18 protein-coding genes are annotated in these 17,996 nt (G+C 26.3%); 10 read left to right on the top strand and 8 right to left on the bottom strand.

The genetic code is table 11. From position 1 onward, the window contains the following. Positions 1 to 14 precede the first annotated feature (14 nt). Positions 15 to 1,859, top strand: a complete 1,845-nt coding sequence (locus NMSP_RS00680) for a CDP-glycerol glycerophosphotransferase family protein (RefSeq protein WP_086907000.1) — start codon at positions 15 to 17, stop codon at positions 1,857 to 1,859. Between the two features lie 256 nt (positions 1,860 to 2,115). Continuing rightward, entirely contained in the window at positions 2,116 to 2,796 is a 681-nt protein-coding gene (locus NMSP_RS00685; RefSeq protein ID WP_086907001.1) for a cytidylyltransferase domain-containing protein, read from the top strand. Positions 2,797 to 2,835: 39 nt separating this feature from the next. Here NMSP_RS00685 and NMSP_RS00690 read toward each other — a convergent pair whose 3' ends face one another. Then, positions 2,836 to 3,708, bottom strand: coding sequence for a polysaccharide biosynthesis protein (locus tag NMSP_RS00690; RefSeq protein ID WP_192866184.1), 873 nt, complete (start codon positions 3,706 to 3,708; stop codon positions 2,836 to 2,838). Between the two features lie 113 nt (positions 3,709 to 3,821). Here NMSP_RS00690 and NMSP_RS00695 point away from each other — a divergent pair, with 113 nt between their 5' ends. Together NMSP_RS00695 and NMSP_RS00700 are read left to right on the top strand one after the other, a co-directional pair. Then, positions 3,822 to 4,940, top strand: a complete 1,119-nt coding sequence (locus NMSP_RS00695) for a DegT/DnrJ/EryC1/StrS family aminotransferase (RefSeq protein WP_086907003.1) — start codon at positions 3,822 to 3,824, stop codon at positions 4,938 to 4,940. Positions 4,941 to 5,076: 136 nt separating this feature from the next. After that, on the top strand, positions 5,077 to 6,015 hold the full coding sequence (locus NMSP_RS00700) for a methionyl-tRNA formyltransferase (RefSeq protein WP_152023792.1): 939 nt from the start codon (positions 5,077 to 5,079) through the stop codon (positions 6,013 to 6,015). A gap of 10 nt (positions 6,016 to 6,025) precedes the next feature. Here the strand turns inward: NMSP_RS00700 and NMSP_RS00705 are convergent, their stop codons facing one another. From NMSP_RS00705 to NMSP_RS00715, 3 genes are read right to left on the bottom strand one after another with little or no spacing between them, the layout of a single operon-like run. Further along, a complete protein-coding gene (locus NMSP_RS00705; protein ID WP_086907005.1) occupies positions 6,026 to 6,688 on the bottom strand; it encodes a PIG-L deacetylase family protein in 663 nt (220 codons plus the stop codon). Positions 6,689 to 6,711: 23 nt separating this feature from the next. Next, positions 6,712 to 7,743: a UDP-2,4-diacetamido-2,4,6-trideoxy-beta-L-altropyranose hydrolase gene (pseG, locus tag NMSP_RS00710; RefSeq protein WP_192866185.1), complete on the bottom strand. Its 1,032-nt coding sequence runs from the start codon at positions 7,741 to 7,743 to the stop codon at positions 6,712 to 6,714. Positions 7,744 to 7,764: 21 nt separating this feature from the next. Continuing rightward, entirely contained in the window at positions 7,765 to 8,769 is a 1,005-nt protein-coding gene (locus tag NMSP_RS00715; RefSeq protein WP_086907007.1) for an N-acetylneuraminate synthase family protein, read from the bottom strand. 84 nt (positions 8,770 to 8,853) lie between these two features. Between NMSP_RS00715 and NMSP_RS00720 the strand changes: the two genes are divergently transcribed. The 5 genes from NMSP_RS00720 (at position 8,854) to NMSP_RS00740 (ending at position 14,319) form a co-directional block, all read left to right on the top strand. Continuing rightward, positions 8,854 to 9,273, top strand: a complete 420-nt coding sequence (locus NMSP_RS00720) for a GNAT family N-acetyltransferase (protein WP_086907008.1) — start codon at positions 8,854 to 8,856, stop codon at positions 9,271 to 9,273. Positions 9,274 to 9,332: 59 nt separating this feature from the next. Next, positions 9,333 to 10,379 (top strand): radical SAM/SPASM domain-containing protein, encoded by a 1,047-nt coding sequence (locus tag NMSP_RS00725; RefSeq protein WP_192866186.1) that lies wholly within the window; start codon positions 9,333 to 9,335, stop codon positions 10,377 to 10,379. A gap of 36 nt (positions 10,380 to 10,415) precedes the next feature. Further along, positions 10,416 to 11,741 (top strand): sulfatase family protein, encoded by a 1,326-nt coding sequence (locus NMSP_RS00730; RefSeq protein ID WP_086907010.1) that lies wholly within the window; start codon positions 10,416 to 10,418, stop codon positions 11,739 to 11,741. Positions 11,742 to 11,812: 71 nt separating this feature from the next. Further along, the gene (locus tag NMSP_RS00735) at positions 11,813 to 13,174 is read left to right on the top strand and encodes a helix-turn-helix domain-containing protein (RefSeq protein WP_086907011.1); all 1,362 of its coding nucleotides are present in this window, start codon (positions 11,813 to 11,815) and stop codon (positions 13,172 to 13,174) included. Between the two features lie 41 nt (positions 13,175 to 13,215). After that, on the top strand, positions 13,216 to 14,319 hold the full coding sequence (locus NMSP_RS00740) for a sulfatase-like hydrolase/transferase (protein WP_192866187.1): 1,104 nt from the start codon (positions 13,216 to 13,218) through the stop codon (positions 14,317 to 14,319). Here NMSP_RS00740 and NMSP_RS00745 read toward each other — a convergent pair whose 3' ends face one another. From NMSP_RS00745 to NMSP_RS00760, 4 genes are read right to left on the bottom strand one after another with little or no spacing between them, the layout of a single operon-like run. After that, positions 14,320 to 15,054 (bottom strand): phosphocholine cytidylyltransferase family protein, encoded by a 735-nt coding sequence (locus tag NMSP_RS00745; protein ID WP_086907013.1) that lies wholly within the window; start codon positions 15,052 to 15,054, stop codon positions 14,320 to 14,322. A gap of 6 nt (positions 15,055 to 15,060) precedes the next feature. Next, positions 15,061 to 15,609, bottom strand: a complete 549-nt coding sequence (locus NMSP_RS00750; RefSeq protein WP_086907014.1) for a thiamine pyrophosphate-dependent enzyme — start codon at positions 15,607 to 15,609, stop codon at positions 15,061 to 15,063. Beyond that, complete coding sequence (locus NMSP_RS00755) at positions 15,602 to 16,090, bottom strand: thiamine pyrophosphate-binding protein (RefSeq protein WP_086907015.1); 489 nt, start codon at positions 16,088 to 16,090, stop codon at positions 15,602 to 15,604. Before NMSP_RS00755 ends, NMSP_RS00750 begins: the two co-directional genes overlap by 8 nt. Then, a complete protein-coding gene (locus NMSP_RS00760) occupies positions 16,087 to 16,986 on the bottom strand; it encodes an isocitrate lyase/phosphoenolpyruvate mutase family protein (protein WP_086907016.1) in 900 nt (299 codons plus the stop codon). The genes NMSP_RS00755 and NMSP_RS00760 overlap by 4 nt, the downstream gene beginning before the upstream one ends. 63 nt (positions 16,987 to 17,049) lie before the next feature. Here NMSP_RS00760 and NMSP_RS00765 point away from each other — a divergent pair, with 63 nt between their 5' ends. Then, entirely contained in the window at positions 17,050 to 17,994 is a 945-nt protein-coding gene (locus tag NMSP_RS00765) for an iron-containing alcohol dehydrogenase (protein ID WP_086907017.1), read from the top strand. The last annotated feature ends 2 nt before the right edge of the window (positions 17,995 to 17,996 follow it).

Raw genomic sequence — 17,996 nt, forward strand, 5'->3', positions numbered from 1 at the left:
TTAGATGAAATTCCATGGTAGAGATAAAATTTTGTGAAAAAAAAGATATCAAAAATATATCTTCTAATTTACTTGAAATTGATTTTGAAGATCTTGAACAATATTATAATTTCCTCCAAGAAACTAATGAATTCCAAAAAATAATTTACAAAAAAATTGGGAATAAATCCATTGTTGAGTGGTTTTCATCTGATGAAATTTCTTATTGGTGGTTAATTTCTGCTGTAATTTTTCCTAAATTTAATGAAGAAATAATATTCATTGAAAGAATTTTGAATTTAATTAATGAAAAAAAACCATCAAAAATAATTTTAGATGGATTTTTTGATAAATATTTTATTATTAATGCAATTTGTAAACAAAATAATATTAAATTAAAAATAAATCATAAAAAAAAATATTTTTTTGATCAGAAGCAAAAAATTTCGAAATCAATTAAACCTATAAGATATAAAAAAATTTTGAAGCAAAAACAAGAAAAACGTTTAGCCTCTTTTTCTAAAAAAACTTCTTTTTCACAACCACCAAATGATTATACTATTGTTACAGGTATTAATCGAAGAATTAAACAACCTACTTTAACTGGTAAAGTTACAAAACAAGATTTTATTATTCAACCAATAATTGATTTACTAAAAAAAAATAATTATCCTTTAATGTGTATTGATTTAGATTATACCCTAAAGGGAACAACTGAATCATTATCTGAAAGATTAGAAACTGATGTGAATTGGATACCTATTGAATATTTTTCTAAAGAATTACCTTCAAAAAAAACCCTTGATATTATCAATGAACTTCAAAATAATTTTGCTTCACTAAAAAAATATAATTTGAATGATCATTTTATTTATAAAAATATTTCATTATGGACAATTTTAGAATCTACTTTTAATGATGTTTTCTTAGAACCATATCTTCCAACTTATATTAATTTAATAGACCAATTTGAAATCTTTTTTTCAAATCATAAGCCTAAAGCAATAATTCAGGCTTATGAAGTTGGTCCATTTGCTAAAGTCATTGAAATTGCAGCAAAAAAATTTGGTATTAAAACAATTGGGATTCAGCATGGAATGTTGAATGAACCTGGACATGATTATACACATAAAGAAATATTTTCTTCAAAATCTCCTTTAGGCACACCTATACCTGATTCAACATTTGTATTTGGTGAATATTACAAAAAAATTCTTACAAAAGATGGAAATTATCCATCTGACAAAGTTACAGTTACTGGAAATCTAAATTGGCTTTATTTAGATAAATTCTTGAAGATTTTTGATCGTGGAGATCTACTAAAACAATATCAATTTGTAAACAAAAAAATTGTTTTAATTCCTTTATCATTTAGAATCGCATATGCAAAAAAAAATTTATCTGATCGTGTATTGCTGAATAAAATTTATTTAACTATGGGGAAAAATAAAGATTTAATTTTTTTAATTCGACCTCATCCTGGTGATGAATTTAATCAAAAAACACTTGATGAGTTATATCCAAATTCTAATTTTAAATGTAGCAATGCAAGTTTAGTTGAGGATTTAATTTTATGTGATATTGTAATTATTACTTATTCTACAATTGGTTTAGAAGCTGCTTTATTCAAAAAACCAGTGATTTTTGTAAATTTAAATAAAAAAAATAAATTACAATTTTATTCAAAAATACCTTTAGAAATGATAGATGATAAAATAGCAATGTATTCTAAATTAGATGAAATAGATGAAATAATTAATAATATTTTTGAAAAAAAATGGATTTACGATTCTTTATCAAAAAGAAATAATTTTCTTAAACACGTTCTAAATTATGAAAATAATATAGATTTATTAAAATTAATTTTTAGTAATGCATAATTTTAAAATTTAATAATTTATGATTGATTTAATATAATTAATTTTTTAAAATTCATTTACATAAAATACTGAAAGTAGAATTTATATTTTTAAATTTTAATGAATTATGAAAAATTGATCAATTATTAATAAAAAATTATTTTTTCCAAGATCATAATCCATATTTTGTGATTCTATGCTTGAACTATAAAATTTTTAACTTGAATTATTAAACTAACTTCCGAGAATTATTATAAGGTTTTATCAAAAATTTACCGTGATTGGTTGTATAGTTCAAGCTAGAATGAGTTCTACTCGTTTACCTGGAAAAGTTCTCAAAAATCTTGATGATGAAAACACTCTGTTAAATTATGTACTCTTTCAATTAAAAGAATCAAAATTAATTGAAAAAATTGTTATTGCTACTTCCACTTTATCTGAGGACGATGTAATAGCTGATTTTGCAAAAAATGAAAATATTGATTGTTATCGAGGTAATTTAAACAATGTATTGGATCGATTTTATAATTGTGCAAAAATATTCTCTTTTTCAAAAATCGTACGTATAACTGCTGATAATCCTTTGATTGATCCAACAATAATAGATCAAGTCATAGAAAAATTTGAATCTGATGATTCTGATTATGCATCAAATTGTACTGAACGTACATTTCCTAATGGTACAGAAGTGGAAATTTTTTCTTTTAATTCTTTAGAATATGCCTGGTTAAATTCTAAAGATGAATATGAACAAGAACATGTAACACCGTATTTTTATAAAAATCCTGATCATTTCAAAATTTCTGTATTAAAAAATTCAATAGATTTATCAAATTTTAAATGGACTGTCGATACTTTAGATGATTTTCTTTTTGTTCAAAAAATTATCTCAAAAATCAATAAACGACCTATTTTAATATCTGATATTTTAAAAATAATTGACGATATTCAAATATGATCTTAAAATTAGAATAAATTTTTGGGTTATCTGATTCATTTATTTGGAATTTTGTTTTATTATCCACATGTTTTTCTTTTTAATGGCATTCTTTTTCTCATCTTCAGACATTAATTCTTCAATTAATTTTTCTCCTTTACGCAATCCTATGATTTTGTGTTTTTTAGAAACCTTTGATGCTAATTCCTCAATTTTAAATAATTTCATTTTTGGTACAAACACTTCACCTTGATTCATTTGTGTTAAACAATTTAAAATAAAATCAACTGCTTCATCTACATGAAAAAAATATCTTTTCATATTTTTATCAGTTAACGACAGTGGTTTCTTCTTCTTAATTTCATCTTCCCAAACTTCAAAAACATTTCCATTTGCCTCAAAGATATTTCCAAATCTTGCAGTTGCAAATTTTATTGGAGGGTTGAGATTAATACCTGCCCAACTAATTACTCGTTCACCTAATAATTTTGTGGCCCCGTAAAGTGTTGATGAATTAACAGCTTTATCTGTACTAATATTCAAAACTTTTTTTGGCTTATTTTTCATAGCCATTTTAATAAGATTAACTGTTCCATTGATATTCGTATCAATTGTTTCTATGGGATTATATTCCGAAATTTCGATATTTTTTATAGCTGCTGTATGGATAACTATATCTACATTATTTCCAGCTAATTCTAATCTATCTACATCTAAAATATTTCCCAAAAGTAATCTTAGTCTAGGATCCTTGTTTTTTCTTCCTAAATCAAATAATGCATGTTCATTACTATCCAAAATTCTTAGAGTTTTAATTGGATATTCTAAAATCTTGCTTGTAAGTTGACTACCTACGCTGCCTGCACCTCCTGTTATTAGGATAGTTTTATTTTTTAATTCCTTTTTAATTTTATTATATTCTATTTTTTCCAAATTTATCACTGTTATCTCTTTAATTTAATTTCTAATTTATAAAAAATTATCAACGCTTACAAAAGTGATGTATACTATATTAATTATATATTTTAGATAACATTTAAGATATTATGAAAATTCCATTTTTTAAACCTTGGATTAATGACGATGATAAAAAAAGCGTAATTAATACATTAAATCAAAGATGGCTAACAAATGGTCCTAATCTTCAAAAATTTGAAAATAGGTTTAATTCAATTAATAATTCTAAATATTCCTTAGGTGTATCTACTGCAACACATGGATTACATCTTAGTTTAAAAAGTCTAGGAGTTGGATTTGGTGATGAAGTTATTATTCCTACATTCACTTTTTCAGCAACTGCTGATGCTGTTGAATATTGTAATGCGAAGCCTATTTTTACAGATGTTGATATGGATTCATTTAACATCCTTTCAAATGAAATTAAAAAGAAAATTACAAAAAGAACAAAAGCAATTGTAGTTGTTCATTATGGTGGTCAATCTTGTGATATGACTGAAATTTTAAAAATCAGTAAAGAAAAAAATATTCCTGTAGTTGAAGATTGTGCACATGCATTAGGTTCAACATATGGTAAAAAAAAATGTGGAACTATTGGAGATGTAGGATGTTTTAGTTTCTATCCTACAAAAATTATAACTACTGGAGAAGGAGGAATGGTCACTACTAATAATATTGAATTATTTAAAAAAATTAAATCTCTTCGTTCACATGGTATGAATATTTTACCTTCTGAACGTGAGAAAAAAGCTAGTTGGGAATATGATATAGTTGAATTAGGATTTAATTATAGATTAGATGAAATTCGCTCTGCACTAGGTTTTTCACAATTAAAAAGACTAAGTGAAATTAATAAGCACAGAAAAATGATTGCAAAAAAATATTCACAATTATTGAATAATGTTAAAGGAATTATTATACCTGTTACCAAAAATAATCGTAATCATATTTTTCACCTTTATTCCATTAAAGTAGACAAAACTTATTCTTTAACAAGAGATGAATTATTTGAAAAATTATATTCAAAACATATAGGAACAAGTGTTCAGTATAAACCCCTTCATTTAATGACCTATTATAAAAAAAAATACAATCTAAAGAAATCTAATTTTCCAAATGCTAATTTACTAGTAAAACAAATTCTTTGCTTACCAATTTATCCACAAATGACTGATAAAGAAATTAAATATGTGACATCTCAATTCTAATTTATTAAAAGATCAAGCGTTATCTCTTTAAAAATTCCCAAAAATGATACTTGAATAAATAAAATATGTAGTAAAAAACTTGAAATGGAAAAGATTTTTTACTATAATTCAAATATTAGCAAAAATTATTTGTTTTATGGCAAAGATTGGTTTTGTAGGATGTCACGAAATAAGTTGGTTTTGCTTGAAAAAAATATGCCAATTATCTAAAGAACATAAAGATGAGATGGTAGTTGTTTACAATTTAAATGAGGAAGAAAGCAAAAAACATTCAAGTTATTTCAATTTTGATTCATTAAAAAAAGAATTTGATTTTAATTTGAAATACATTTCAAATATTACAGATAGAGACAATTTAGAATTTTTGAAAAACTCTGGATTAGATGTACTTTTTATAATTGGATGGCATAAGATAGTACCTCAAGCAGTAATAGACACTGCAAAAATATGTTTAGGAATTCATTCTTCAGAACTCCCTAGAGATAGAGGTTCATCTCCAATAAATTGGCAAATTATAAAAGCTGAAGAGAAAGGTGGGGTTACTTTATTTCATTTAAGTGAAGGAGTAGATTCAGGACCAATTGTTGAAAGTACCAGTTATGATATTTCTGATGAAGACGATGTTAGAACAGTGTATTTTAAAGCAACAATCGCTTCAATCTCATTATTAGAAAAACATTGGTCAAACATACACAATCTAGATGTTCCAAGTATCACACAAGATGAATCGCAAGCAACTTACAATGAAAGACGAAGGCCAAAAGATGGATTAATTGACTGGACTCAAAGTTCTAAGAAATGTTATGATTGGATTAGAGCAATAACGTTTCCATATCCTGGAGCATACACATACTGGAATAAGAAAAAAATCATATTAATTTCGTCAAAAATAAGTAATATTCAAGGAACAAAACCTGGAGAAATTTTACAAGTGGGGGAGAAAATCATAGTTTCATCTGGAGATAATAGTTTAGAAATTTTATCATTACAAGTTGAAGGAGAGCCAATTTGCAATGCTAAATTATTTGTAGATTCATATAAAATACAAAGTGGGGATGTTTTTTCCAATTCATAAACAATTCAAATTAGATTTTTTCAATATCTCGTAACACAATAAATGCTTCAGCATTCATTACACCTATAGAAGATCCCCAGAAATTTGAACGTGTAACAATAGATTTATCAGAACGTGGATGTGGATATTCATGTATTTCATTTTTGTATATTTCAACAGCAGCAATTTTTTTCTTTAAAAATGGAGTTATTTCTACAAATAAATTTGGTTTAAAACTTGCATTACCCCATTCAGTAGAAGATGGTGTTTCATAACAAATTAAGCGTTGAATGTTAGAATTTGGTGTAGGTCGTGCAGCTATCAGAGTAATATCAAATATTTTTTTATGATCTTGATTTACATCACCCCAAAAATGAGTATAAATTGTATCGGGATTATATTCTTCAATTATTTTTTCTAATTTTTTTGCTAAAACTAGAGATGATATAGTATCAAGTGTCTGATCACGATAATCTAAGAATTTAATTTTTTCAATTCCTAAAATAGTTGCTACTTTTTTTGCTTGATTTTTTCTCATTACAATGTTTTTTTTAGAATTACTTCTTGCCGATTCACCATCAGCAAAAATCACAACAAATACCTGATCACCGTTTTGAGAATGTTTTACAATAGTACCGCCCAAACCTAAAGTTTCATCATCTGGATGTGCACAGACTACTAGAATTTTTTTCATATTCCTAGTTTAAGTTTCAATTGTTAATAATTCTTTAAATCATCTTTTAAGTTGAGAATTTCTTTAGAAATTCGTTTTGCACCTAAACCATCAACAATTTCAAGTTTTTTTGTATAGTTAAGTTCCCCAGAAATTATAGAATCCAAGAAATTACAAAGTTTTTTATCTAAATTTTTGTCAGGTAATCCTAAATTCAAACCAACTTGCTTTTTCTCCCATTGTTGTGCAGTTTTTAATTGGTGTTTTACCTGACAAACTACAGCAAAGGGTACATGCATAGTAGCAAATTCATATGAAGTGATACCCCCAGAACATAAACCATATTCACTTGATGCAATTTCTTGATACATGTTTTTTGTTTCTTTTATAATGTGAAGAGATTTAAAATTTTTTTTCAGATTATTTAGTTGTGATAATTTTGAACCAGGCCCTAAAATTATTTTAATTTTCAGTTTTTGTTGATATTTTTGTAAATTTTTTAAAAATATTCTTACAAGATTATGTTCATCAAAACCACCAAATGTAACAAGTAGTTTGAATTTCTTTTTAGTAGGATCTTTTTTTAAAGAGAAATTTTTATGTAAAATTTGATAAGAAGGACCAGTAAAACATTTTGTTCCAAATTTATTGTATAATATTTTATTTGAAAATCCTATATATCCATTAAAAATTAAATCAGCTGGAAAATCAATTTTTTCTAAATCCGAAATATAAATTACTTTAACATAATTACGTAATTTTTTTACGTATCGTTTTTGTGTTTTATATTTATCAATAATTAAAATATTGATATTTTCTTTTTTAATTATATTGATAGTTTTTTGTAAATCATCTTCAAAGTTTGAATTTTGTCTTAATGAAAAAATTTGTTTAAATCCTGAATTGATTATTGGTTTTTTTGCTTGACCATAATCTTCTACTAAAAAGAAAATATTGTTTTTACTTAATTCTTGTGCAAGGTTAATACATCTAAAAACATGTCCAAACCCTAATTGTTTATTTTTTGCTTGTCCTCCAGAGGTTCTAAATAATATGTTTAGTTGTTGCTTTTTCAAATGTATTTAACAGAAATTACTCTATCTTATATCCTTCCATCTAATTGATTCGTCCATTGATATTTTTCGAGTTGTTTTTTTTCCTAAAATTTTATTAAAAAATTTTGGCTCTATTCCTGTGGCCGGACGTTTAATTGATAACATGTCAAGTGTTAATTTAACACCTTTTGGAATTGGTATACTTGCAGTAACAGAACGTCGTGCCAGAGTTTTGGTGTTCATTTCTGATGGTTGACAGGATTTAATTCCACTACCAATCAATTTTTCAACAATGCGTATGTTTGTTATTAGATTTTTTAATTCTTTAGGGTTGGAAGAGATTGAATGATCTGGTCCACTCATTTTTTTATCTAAAGTAAAATGTTTTTCAATTAGTTTAGCACCTCTTGCTACTGCTGCAAATGAAACTAATTCGTTATCCCCATTATCAGAAAAACCAATTGGATATGGAAATTTTTTTTGTAGTTGATTAATAGATGAAAGATTTACTTCCTCTGTAGGCGCAGGATATGAAGAAATACTATGCATTATCATGATTTTTTTATTTTTTGTAGATTTGATAGTTTTTAGCGCATCAGATATCTCATTCATATTTGACATTCCTGTGGAAATAATCATTGGTTTCATTTTGGATGATGCATATTTTATCAATGGTAAATTAGTTAAATCACCTGAAGCAATTTTAAATGCAGGCACATTAAGTTTAGAAAGTAAATCGACAGAATCATTGCTAAATGGAGTAGATAAAAAAATTATTTTTTTACTTTTAGCATATTTTGATAACTCTGTAAATTCACTATCTATTAACTCAAGTTTTTTGAAAAGTTTAAAATAATCAGATTTTTTTGCAATAAAATTTTCTGTTTTAAAAGTTTGAAATTTTATTGCATCAGCACCACATTTTTGTGCAGTATTGATTAATTTTTTAGCAATATTGATATCGCCATTATGATTTAGACCAGCTTCGGCAATAATAAAAACTGGAGAATCTTCACCGACAATTTTTTTTGAGATTCGAATTTTCATATTTATGTTATCACTTGATGGTAATTTAATGATCCTTTATTAATTAAATACTGAAAAATAAAATAATCAAAAAATAGAGGAAAATTGTTGGGTATAAAACTTCGTCAAGCGGAAAAAAGAGATTGGGATTTAATTTTAGATCTTCGTAACGCATCATACAAGTTTTTTTACAAACAAAATGAACCAATTTCACATAATGAGCACTACAAATACATGGAAAATCAAATCAAAAACAATAACTTTCATCAATGGATAATTACTCATAATAACGAGGATGCAGGATATGTAAGAATTTTGGATTCTGATGTAAGTATAATGGTAGATAAAGAATATCAAAATAAAGGAATTGCATCAATTGCATTATTTTTACTGGAAAAAGAAGCAAAAACATTAGGAATTAAAAAATTAGTAGCTTTAGTTGCACCTGAGAATAAAAGTAGTCAAAAAATTTTTCAAAAAAATAATTATATTCTGAAATTGAATTTATTTGAAAAAGATCTTTAATGAGTCAATATTCAAAAGAAATCACATATTTATTTATAATATAACAAATGAGATTCCATATGCAACCAAAGGCTAACATTTTTCAAGGATATACTGAGTTTCATAATGAACATTATTACAAATGGGAAAAAGCTCAATCTCAAAAGTATTTCGAATACAGAAAAAAATGGGTAGAAAATGCAGACAAACTAATTATTGAAAAATATCCGCTACATTTGGACATAGGAATTTCTAATGTTTGTAATCTAGAATGTACATTTTGTGCAAGAACAATTAAAGTTCAAAAAGATGATTGGAGGAAAGTCATGCATATGGATATCAATTTATTTAAAAAAATTATTGATGAAGCTGTTGAATTAGGTACCTATTCAATTAATATGAATTTGTTATGTGAGCCTTTAATTCATCCTAAACTATTAGAAATGATCAAGTATGCAAAAGAAAAAGGAATTATTGATGTTCATTTTCATTCGCATGGAGGTTTGTTAAATGAAGAAAAAGCTAATTTATTATTAGATTCTGGATTGGACAAACTTTTCTTTTCAATTGATTCTCCTTATAAGGATAAATATAATAAAATTCGAGTTTTATCTGATTTTGATAATGTAATTGCAAATTTAAAAAGATTTAAAGAATTAAGAGATGCAAGGGGACAACTTAATCCAATGATAAGAGTCAGTATGATCCAATTTCCAGACATTGAAGAACAAGAATTAATTGATGCAAAGAAATTCTTTTTGCAATTTGCAGATGCAGTTGGATTTCAACAATACGTTGATCCACATAGAGAAATTGGTAAAGATAGAACTTATCCATCAGAATATAAATCAAAATTTGTTTGCCAACAGCCTTTTACACGCCTTTCAATAATTGAGGATGGTAGGGTATCACCTTGCTGTAATGATTATGATCAAGAACTGATAATTGGTGATGTAAGTAAACAGAGTTTACAAGAAATTTGGGAATCAAATGAACTAGCTCAATTTAGAGATGTTATGAAAAAAGGGGATTTTTATAAGATTCATGCTTGTGCTAATTGTGAGATGGCAGTAAATGCAGACGAAGATAAACAAACTCCCATACAAAAATTGGAACCTACTATTTAGTTTACAAAAAATTCATTGGTATGAAAAAGAGATAAAATGACTAAACCCAATATTTTATTTATTTTAATTGATTCTATGCGAGCGGATAAATTTTTTCCTAATAAAACACATTCACCATTTCAAAACTTAATTGATCAAGGTGCGTATTTTAAACAAAATATTTCCTCTTCTGACTACACACAAACTGGTATTGGGAGTATTTTTACTGGTTGTTATCCCTTTGATGCAGGATTAAAAGCACAAAATTATCAAAAATTATATTCTAAACAAACTAACTATATTGAATTTTTAAAACAAAATGGTTATCATGCTTATACAACAATGGCAGAATCAGTTTCGGAGTTAGGTTTTTCAAAATTATTTGATAATGCAGATCAATCATATCCAAATTCATTACGTCTATTTGATGGATTAGGAAAAAAAATTATTAGTTTTTTAAAATCAATAAGCTTAGAAAATCCCTGGTTTTATTTTATTCATTTAGAAGATCTTCATTTACCTGTAAGTTTACCATCAAAATATGAACATGTAAAATATTCTGAAAGATATGATATTGCAATATCAGAAATTTATTCATGGATAAATAAAATGATTCAGTTAGTAGATCTTAAAAATACTCTAATTGTTATAACATCTGATCATGGTGACTATATCCCTTCAATCGATGACACCAAAAATTCAAATCAAAATATCTTGAGAACTAAATCTATAATTAGAAATAAAATCCCTTCACCCATTTATGATAAAATTTCAATAACAAAACGTACTCTCACCAAGAATATTCAAAAACATAAAACTAAATCCAATTATGAAAAACGTGCAATTGACAGTAGAACTGGAAAAAATCGTCATCTTTACGATGAAATAATTAGAACTCCATTACTTTTTTTTGGTTATGATATCAAACCAAAAAAAATTCTTGAACAACAAGTAAGGAGTATTGATATTTTTCCTACTATTTTAGATGTTATTGGTATTGATAAAATTAATTTCAATATTCATGGCCAAAGTCTTAAACCGTTATTAAACAATAAAATCTTGCCAGAATTTCCAGTTTATCTAGAAAGTACTGTTTTTTCGACAGTACAAAAAAATGCTATTCCTCATTTGGGAATTCGAACTCCACAATTCAAATATTTTAGAAGAGTAGATAATCCTAAAAAAAGTGTTCATCTTTATGATTTAATTAATGATCCATTTGAGGAGAATAATATTTTTTCAAAAAATGAAAAACTTATTTTTGAAATGGAGAAAGAAATTTTAAAAATCAAAAAAAATAATTTTATGCCTAACCTAGAAGATCTTGATGATTTAGAAACAAAAAAAGTTGAAGATGAGTTAAGAAAACTTGGATATATTTAAAAATTTTAATTAAATTAGATTTTTAATTATCAACATAACTATTTTTAAGCCCTAATCATCTTTTCTTATTATTGGAAAATTCTTCAAATAATTTAAAAAGATCAGGATATAATTTTCTTAGTTTACTTAACGATATTAAACGTCGACCTGAGGATGCAGCTAATGAATTAGGTGTAGAAATTGAAGAAATTAATGCAATAATTGAAGGTAGAAAAGAAATTTCTTTTGAATTAATTTTAAAAGCAATTAGTATATGGCCAGTTAATCCAAGAGATTTTTTTCTGATTAACGATGATTGTCCTAATGGAGTCAAAATAATGAGATCCAAAGAATCTATTCAATCTTCTAGGATTATGGATAGAGGTGGATTTCCATACTATGAATACCGAGATACTGCTATGAGTAGTGTTTCATTATTTAGACCAGAATGGATTGAAGAACTTTGTTATGTTGACAACAATGATGCTGAAAACACAAAAGTTCAATGGAATAAAGGACATTTCATGCATCAATTTACCTATTTTATCGGTGATGTAAATTATTATTATATTGGAGAAGATAATCAAAAAAAAGTTTTTGTCACAAAGACTGGAGATTCTGTATATGGAACTCCATTCAGACCTCATACTTTTACAACTAGAATAAATGCTGAAAAAAATGGATTAATTTTAGCACTAACATATGGAAATAAAATTGCTGCAGATACACAGCAAGAATTATCTGCTATTGGTCCAGAATTAGGCATTCAATATCACCTAGATTTTGAAACTATAGAAAAAGCATTTTCATCCATACTTAAATTTAGTATTGATGCTGCAAGTATTTCAATTGAAGAATTATCAAATAGAACCGGTATTGAAGAATCAAGAATTAATGAATTTTTAATTGGAACTTTCCCTGTCCCAGGATTTGATACAATCCAAAATCTTGCTAAAGCATTATCTATCAACTCTCGTGATTTATTACCTCCAGATATTATTGAAGATAAAATTTTACCAAAAACATTTACTGATTCTAAACGGTGGTATTACCCATCAGATTCTAAAGCTTATGAAATGATAGAATTATCTCAATCTCGCAACCTTCCATTTTCTAAATCTTTAGAAATTAATATTTTAGAAGAATCAAATGATATTCTGGATCTTAAAGTTGGATTACATCAATGGCTTTATAATATTGGCAAATCCCCTATTCGCTTGAATTGGAAATTAGGTGAAAAAATTTATCAAGAAAATATTTTACCAAATGATTCAGTTTACATTAAACCATTTGTAGAACATAGTATGAGAGGATCTGGAAAATTAATGGTTCTTAGAATTGGTGGCCGTATGACAGGAGATGCTCAAAGAGAATTTTCTAATCTTAGTAAACATGATGCCCATAGAGCTATTAATGAAACTCAAATGTGGTTTGATGCTAAAACTGAGCATTAAGAATAACATTTAAGATAGAAAAATAAAAAATATTTGAAATTTTGAAAAAAAATCTAATAATTATTACAATTGATGGAGCTAGATTTGATAGGGCTAAACATTCTAAAATTTATAATAAAAACAACTCTGTTTTCTTGTCACAATGTATTACTTATGGCCCACACACAATTGCAGCAATGCATGCAATTTTTAGTGGTAGTTATGGTAGTAGAACAGGAACAAATAGTTATTGGTCCACTTATAAATTTAAAAAACAAGAATTTCATACTTTAACTGAATATTTGAGTGAAGAAAATTATTTTACTCATGCAGATATACATAGTGAAATTGTAATTCCTAAACAAGGATTTGATATTTTTAATGTATATGATGAAAATGAAAATTTAACATTACGGCATTCAAAATTATTGGAAAAATTTTCTTCAGAGTTTAAATCTAAAAATTTTTTCTTGTATTTACATTATGATAAAATTCATTCAGGCATTACAGAATCTGTTTTAAAAAAATTTGATAATTTTAGTAGTGAATATTTTAAAAACCAAGAAAATAATAAAAAAAATTATGATAAATTATTTTATGAATCTGAATTATATCTAGAACAAATATTTAATCAATTAGAATCTTTAAATCTTTTAAAAAATTCCCTTGTACTTGTTCTTTCTGATCATGGGATTAGTGTTGGTGAAAAATTTGGTGAACGAGCTTATGGTGCATTTTGTTATGATTACACATTAAAGACATTTTGTTATGTTTATAATTCTGAATTAAATTCTCGAGAAGTTCCAAATCAAGTAAGAACAGTTGATTTCATGCCTACAATCTTAGAATTACTACAAATTCCTTTAAAATCAAATTTTCAAATTCTTGATGGTGAGTCTTTGATTCCTCTCATTAAGGGTGAAAAATATGAAGAAAAAATTGCATTTTCTGAAACTGGAAATCCATTAAAAGAAAATAAACCACCAAAAGAACCAAACACTAAATCTGTTCGTACTTCTGAATGGAAATTAATTTACAATACCTATGATAATACTAAAGAATTATACAATTTACAATCTGATCCTGATGAGAAAGAAAATTTAGTTGGGACGAATTTGGAAATTGAAGAAATATTGTGGTTAGAATTACAAAAACATATGGTATAATTAAGAAAATAACTTTCTAGCGCGCTCTAAATCTTGAACTGTATCAATTTCACACCAATTCCCATTAATTTCTATAGGAGTAATGGAATTATTATTATCTATTAAATCCTGTAACATATTTGTTAAATACCATTTTTTAATAATTTCTATTTTATTCTTAGATTTTTCTAAATTTGTATAATGTTTTAAAAATTCTTTTGATGCTTTTTGTGATAATTTAATTATTCCAATAAATTCACTAATTTTAAAATTATTTACTGGAGTTAGATTTTTCATAATTTTAAAAACTAAATTATTTTTAATTAATACTAAATCTGCTTGTGAAATTGGATGTTCAGTTCTTCCAATATACTTTTTTTCCCAATCTGAATCTACTGCAATATTAAAATTATTCTCTGAATTAATAATTTTAGATATTACTTGATTATCAAATAAAACATCTGAAAATAAAATAAGTAATTCATCATTAAAATAATTTCGTCCCTCCATCAAACTACCTAATTGTTCATGATTTTCATAAAAATTATCTTTCACATATTTTATTTTTTTTTCTAAAAATTTTTCATGATTTGGACCAGTAATTATGATAATTTCTGTTACTCCATTAGATTGAAGTAACTCTATTTGTCGTTTTAATATTGATTTTCCATTAATGTCTATCAATGATTTAGGCATTTTTTTTGTAAGGTTACCTAATCTAGTACCATAACCTGCTGCAATTATTAATGCTTTCATGATTTTCTATATTGATTTTATTACTCTGTCTCTAATACTTTTAGGATTCCATGAAACCCTTTTACTTCTTTCTTTACTTGTAGATATTTTTATCAAAAGAAATATTGGCCCTTGTAATTTTTTAATATCTTTTAAAACTGATATTAATTTAGTTTTTGTTTGAATTACAAAAATTTTATAATTTGCAGTCTTTGCAATTTTTGCTAAATTTATTTGAGATGAATTTGTTGGTTGACTTCCTGTAGATTCATGACTATTGTTATCAAATACTATATGTACCAAATTTTTTGGTTTTAAACTCCCAATTGTAACTAAAGATCCCAAATTCATTAAAATATTTCCATCACCATCAAAAACAAAAATTTGTTTTTTAGGATTTTTTAATGCAATACCTAATCCAATTGAAGATGCTAATCCCATTGAACCAATCATGTAAAAATTTGATTCTTTATCATTTGTTTCAAATAAATCTCTACTCATAAACCCATTTGCTGACACAATGGGATTTTTACCAATGAATTTTCCAATTATTGTTACTGCTTCTTTTCTAATCATGAAACATTCTCCTGATTATGAGAGCACATGGCTTTTTTTCTTTTAATTGTTTTAAAGCCCAATCACACTTAACTTTCCAGTTTTTTTCTGTCAAAACTTGTGATTTTAATCCAATAATTTTTAATAATTCAGGTTGAATTTTACCAATTTTCAAATGTTCTGGAGCATCATCTGCAAGATATCCTCTCCATCCAATTAAAAAAATTAATGGAATTTCATAAAGTTGTATGAGGGAAGTGATAGTACTAATAGAATTAGCAAAACCTGCATTTTGCATAAAAACTAAAGAGTTACTTTTTGAAAGACTCATTCCAGCTGCAATTCCTATTGCTTCTTCTTCTCTAGTTGCAATTATTGAATTATTATTTTTTAAACATTCATCAATAAAATGTTTTAATGTAGAATCGGGAACACCAACAAAATTTTCAATTTTTTTATTTTTTAAATAATGAAATATTTTTCGTTGTTCTTCTTCATTCAATTTATGTAACCCATTTTTTTCAAATCCCGCTCAATGTCTGATTCTTGTTTTTTAATTTCATACATTTCTTGAAGATGAAAAATTTTATCCATTGTTGTCATATTGGTTTCAACTTCACTAAGACTTTTTGCAGATGACAATTGTTTTAGATGTTCCATCATTGCCCAATGTGCTACTCTTAATGATTGATTTGCATAAATTACCATAGAGATTTTATTTTTTTGAAGTTCATCTATTGTAACAGTGGGATAAGTTGTAGGAATAGCAATTATAGGAATTTTTCCATCCCAAGAATTACAAAATTCAAAGATCTCTTTTGGAGAATTTTTCTTAGAATGAATTAGTATTGCATCTGCACCTGCATTTTCATAAGCTGTTGCACGCTTTAATGCCTCCTTAATTCCTTGACCAGATATCAATGCTTCAATTCTAGCAATAATCATGAAGTTAGGATTATTTTTTGCTGTTTTTCCTGCAATTATTTTTGCAACAAAATCTTTTTCAGAAAGTAACTCTTGCTTACCATCTTCAAGTAAGCTATTTTGTTTTGGAAAAATTTTATCTTCTATACATATTGCTGCAATTCCTGCTGATTCATATTTTTTCACTAAATGACTTACGTTGCTTGGACCACCAAAACCTGTATCACAATCTGCAATTATTGGTATTGAACATGCATCAGCCATACTGGATGCTGTAGAAAGAAATTCAGTCATAGTCAAAATACTTGCATCAGGTAATGCGTGAGTTGCAGAAATCGCAAAACTTCCTGCCCAAACAGCATCAAAATCACTTAATTCTACTAATTTTGCAGACATTGCATCAAAAGCGCCTGCAACCTTCAAAATTGGTTTCTCCTTTAATTTCGTGCGTAAAATATTTGCTCCTTCATTCATGTGAATCGTACTAATGTTACTGATGATTTAATCTATAATAACAGATCTTTTTAACACAATTATGTGTGGAGTATAAAACAACCTTCAAAAATAATTTTTGGAGAGAACTCGGTACGAGAGTTTACATTTCCTGAGAAATGTTTAATCATTACTTCTAAAGGGGCAAAATCTAGGGGTTGGTTAGATTATTCCGGATTAAATAATCAATTAATTTTTGAGAATATTGAATCAAATCCTTCTATAGAAACAACTAAAGAAATAATTTCAAAATTTCAAAATTCTGATTTTACTCATGTTGTTGGAATGGGTGGGGGTAGTTCAATGGATGTAGCTAAATACTGTGCATTTAAAATGAATAAATTAAAAATTATGATACCGACCACTTTTGGCAGTGGAAGTGAAGTGACTAGAATTTCGGTTCTAAAAGTTGATGGTAAGAAAAGAAGTTTTCATGACGATAAATTATTTGCAGATATTGCAATAATTGATTCTCATTTCTTAGAAAACACTCCTGATTTAATACGGAAAAATTCATTTGTTGATGCATGTGCTCAATGTACTGAAGCATATGATAGTAAAAATTCTAATTATTATACAAAATTTCTTTGTGAAAAAGCATTTGATCTTTTGGAGAGTGGATTAAATTCAAATAATTCTAAAAAAATTGTATTGGGATCTTTGATTTCTGGATTAGGATTTGGTAATTCATCTACAACTTTGGGACATGCTTTATCTTATGTTTATTCTAATGAAGGTTATTCTCACGGTCATGCATTAGCTTTTACTACTTTAATTTCTCATAAATTCAATAATTCTAAATTCTTTAAAAGATTTACCTCATTAATCCAAAAATTAAATTTTGAAAGAATTCATCTAAATGAAAATTCTGATTTTGCATCTGAAATAATTTATCAAGATAGAAAGCATTTAGATAACAATCCGAAATCCATATCAAAATCAGATATCTCTAATCTATTACAAGAAATTGAAAAAATTAATTTAATTTAATA

Origin of the sequence: Candidatus Nitrosomarinus catalina, assembly GCF_002156965.1 — an archaeon.
GTDB lineage: Archaea > Thermoproteota > Nitrososphaeria > Nitrososphaerales > Nitrosopumilaceae > Nitrosopumilus > Nitrosopumilus catalinensis.

Coding starts and splice junctions, on each gene's coding strand:
- NMSP_RS00680 (WP_086907000.1), top strand. CDS start 15: ATGGTAGAGATAAAATTTTGTGAAAAAAAAGATATCAAAAATATATCT.
- NMSP_RS00695 (WP_086907003.1), top strand. CDS start 3,822: ATGAAAATTCCATTTTTTAAACCTTGGATTAATGACGATGATAAAAAA.
- NMSP_RS00700 (WP_152023792.1), top strand. CDS start 5,077: ATGGCAAAGATTGGTTTTGTAGGATGTCACGAAATAAGTTGGTTTTGC.
- NMSP_RS00705 (WP_086907005.1), bottom strand. CDS start 6,688: ATGAAAAAAATTCTAGTAGTCTGTGCACATCCAGATGATGAAACTTTA.
- NMSP_RS00715 (WP_086907007.1), bottom strand. CDS start 8,769: ATGAAAATTCGAATCTCAAAAAAAATTGTCGGTGAAGATTCTCCAGTT.
- NMSP_RS00725 (WP_192866186.1), top strand. CDS start 9,333: ATGCAACCAAAGGCTAACATTTTTCAAGGATATACTGAGTTTCATAAT.
- NMSP_RS00730 (WP_086907010.1), top strand. CDS start 10,416: ATGACTAAACCCAATATTTTATTTATTTTAATTGATTCTATGCGAGCG.
- NMSP_RS00745 (WP_086907013.1), bottom strand. CDS start 15,054: ATGAAAGCATTAATAATTGCAGCAGGTTATGGTACTAGATTAGGTAAC.
- NMSP_RS00750 (WP_086907014.1), bottom strand. CDS start 15,609: ATGATTAGAAAAGAAGCAGTAACAATAATTGGAAAATTCATTGGTAAA.
- NMSP_RS00760 (WP_086907016.1), bottom strand. CDS start 16,986: ATGAATGAAGGAGCAAATATTTTACGCACGAAATTAAAGGAGAAACCA.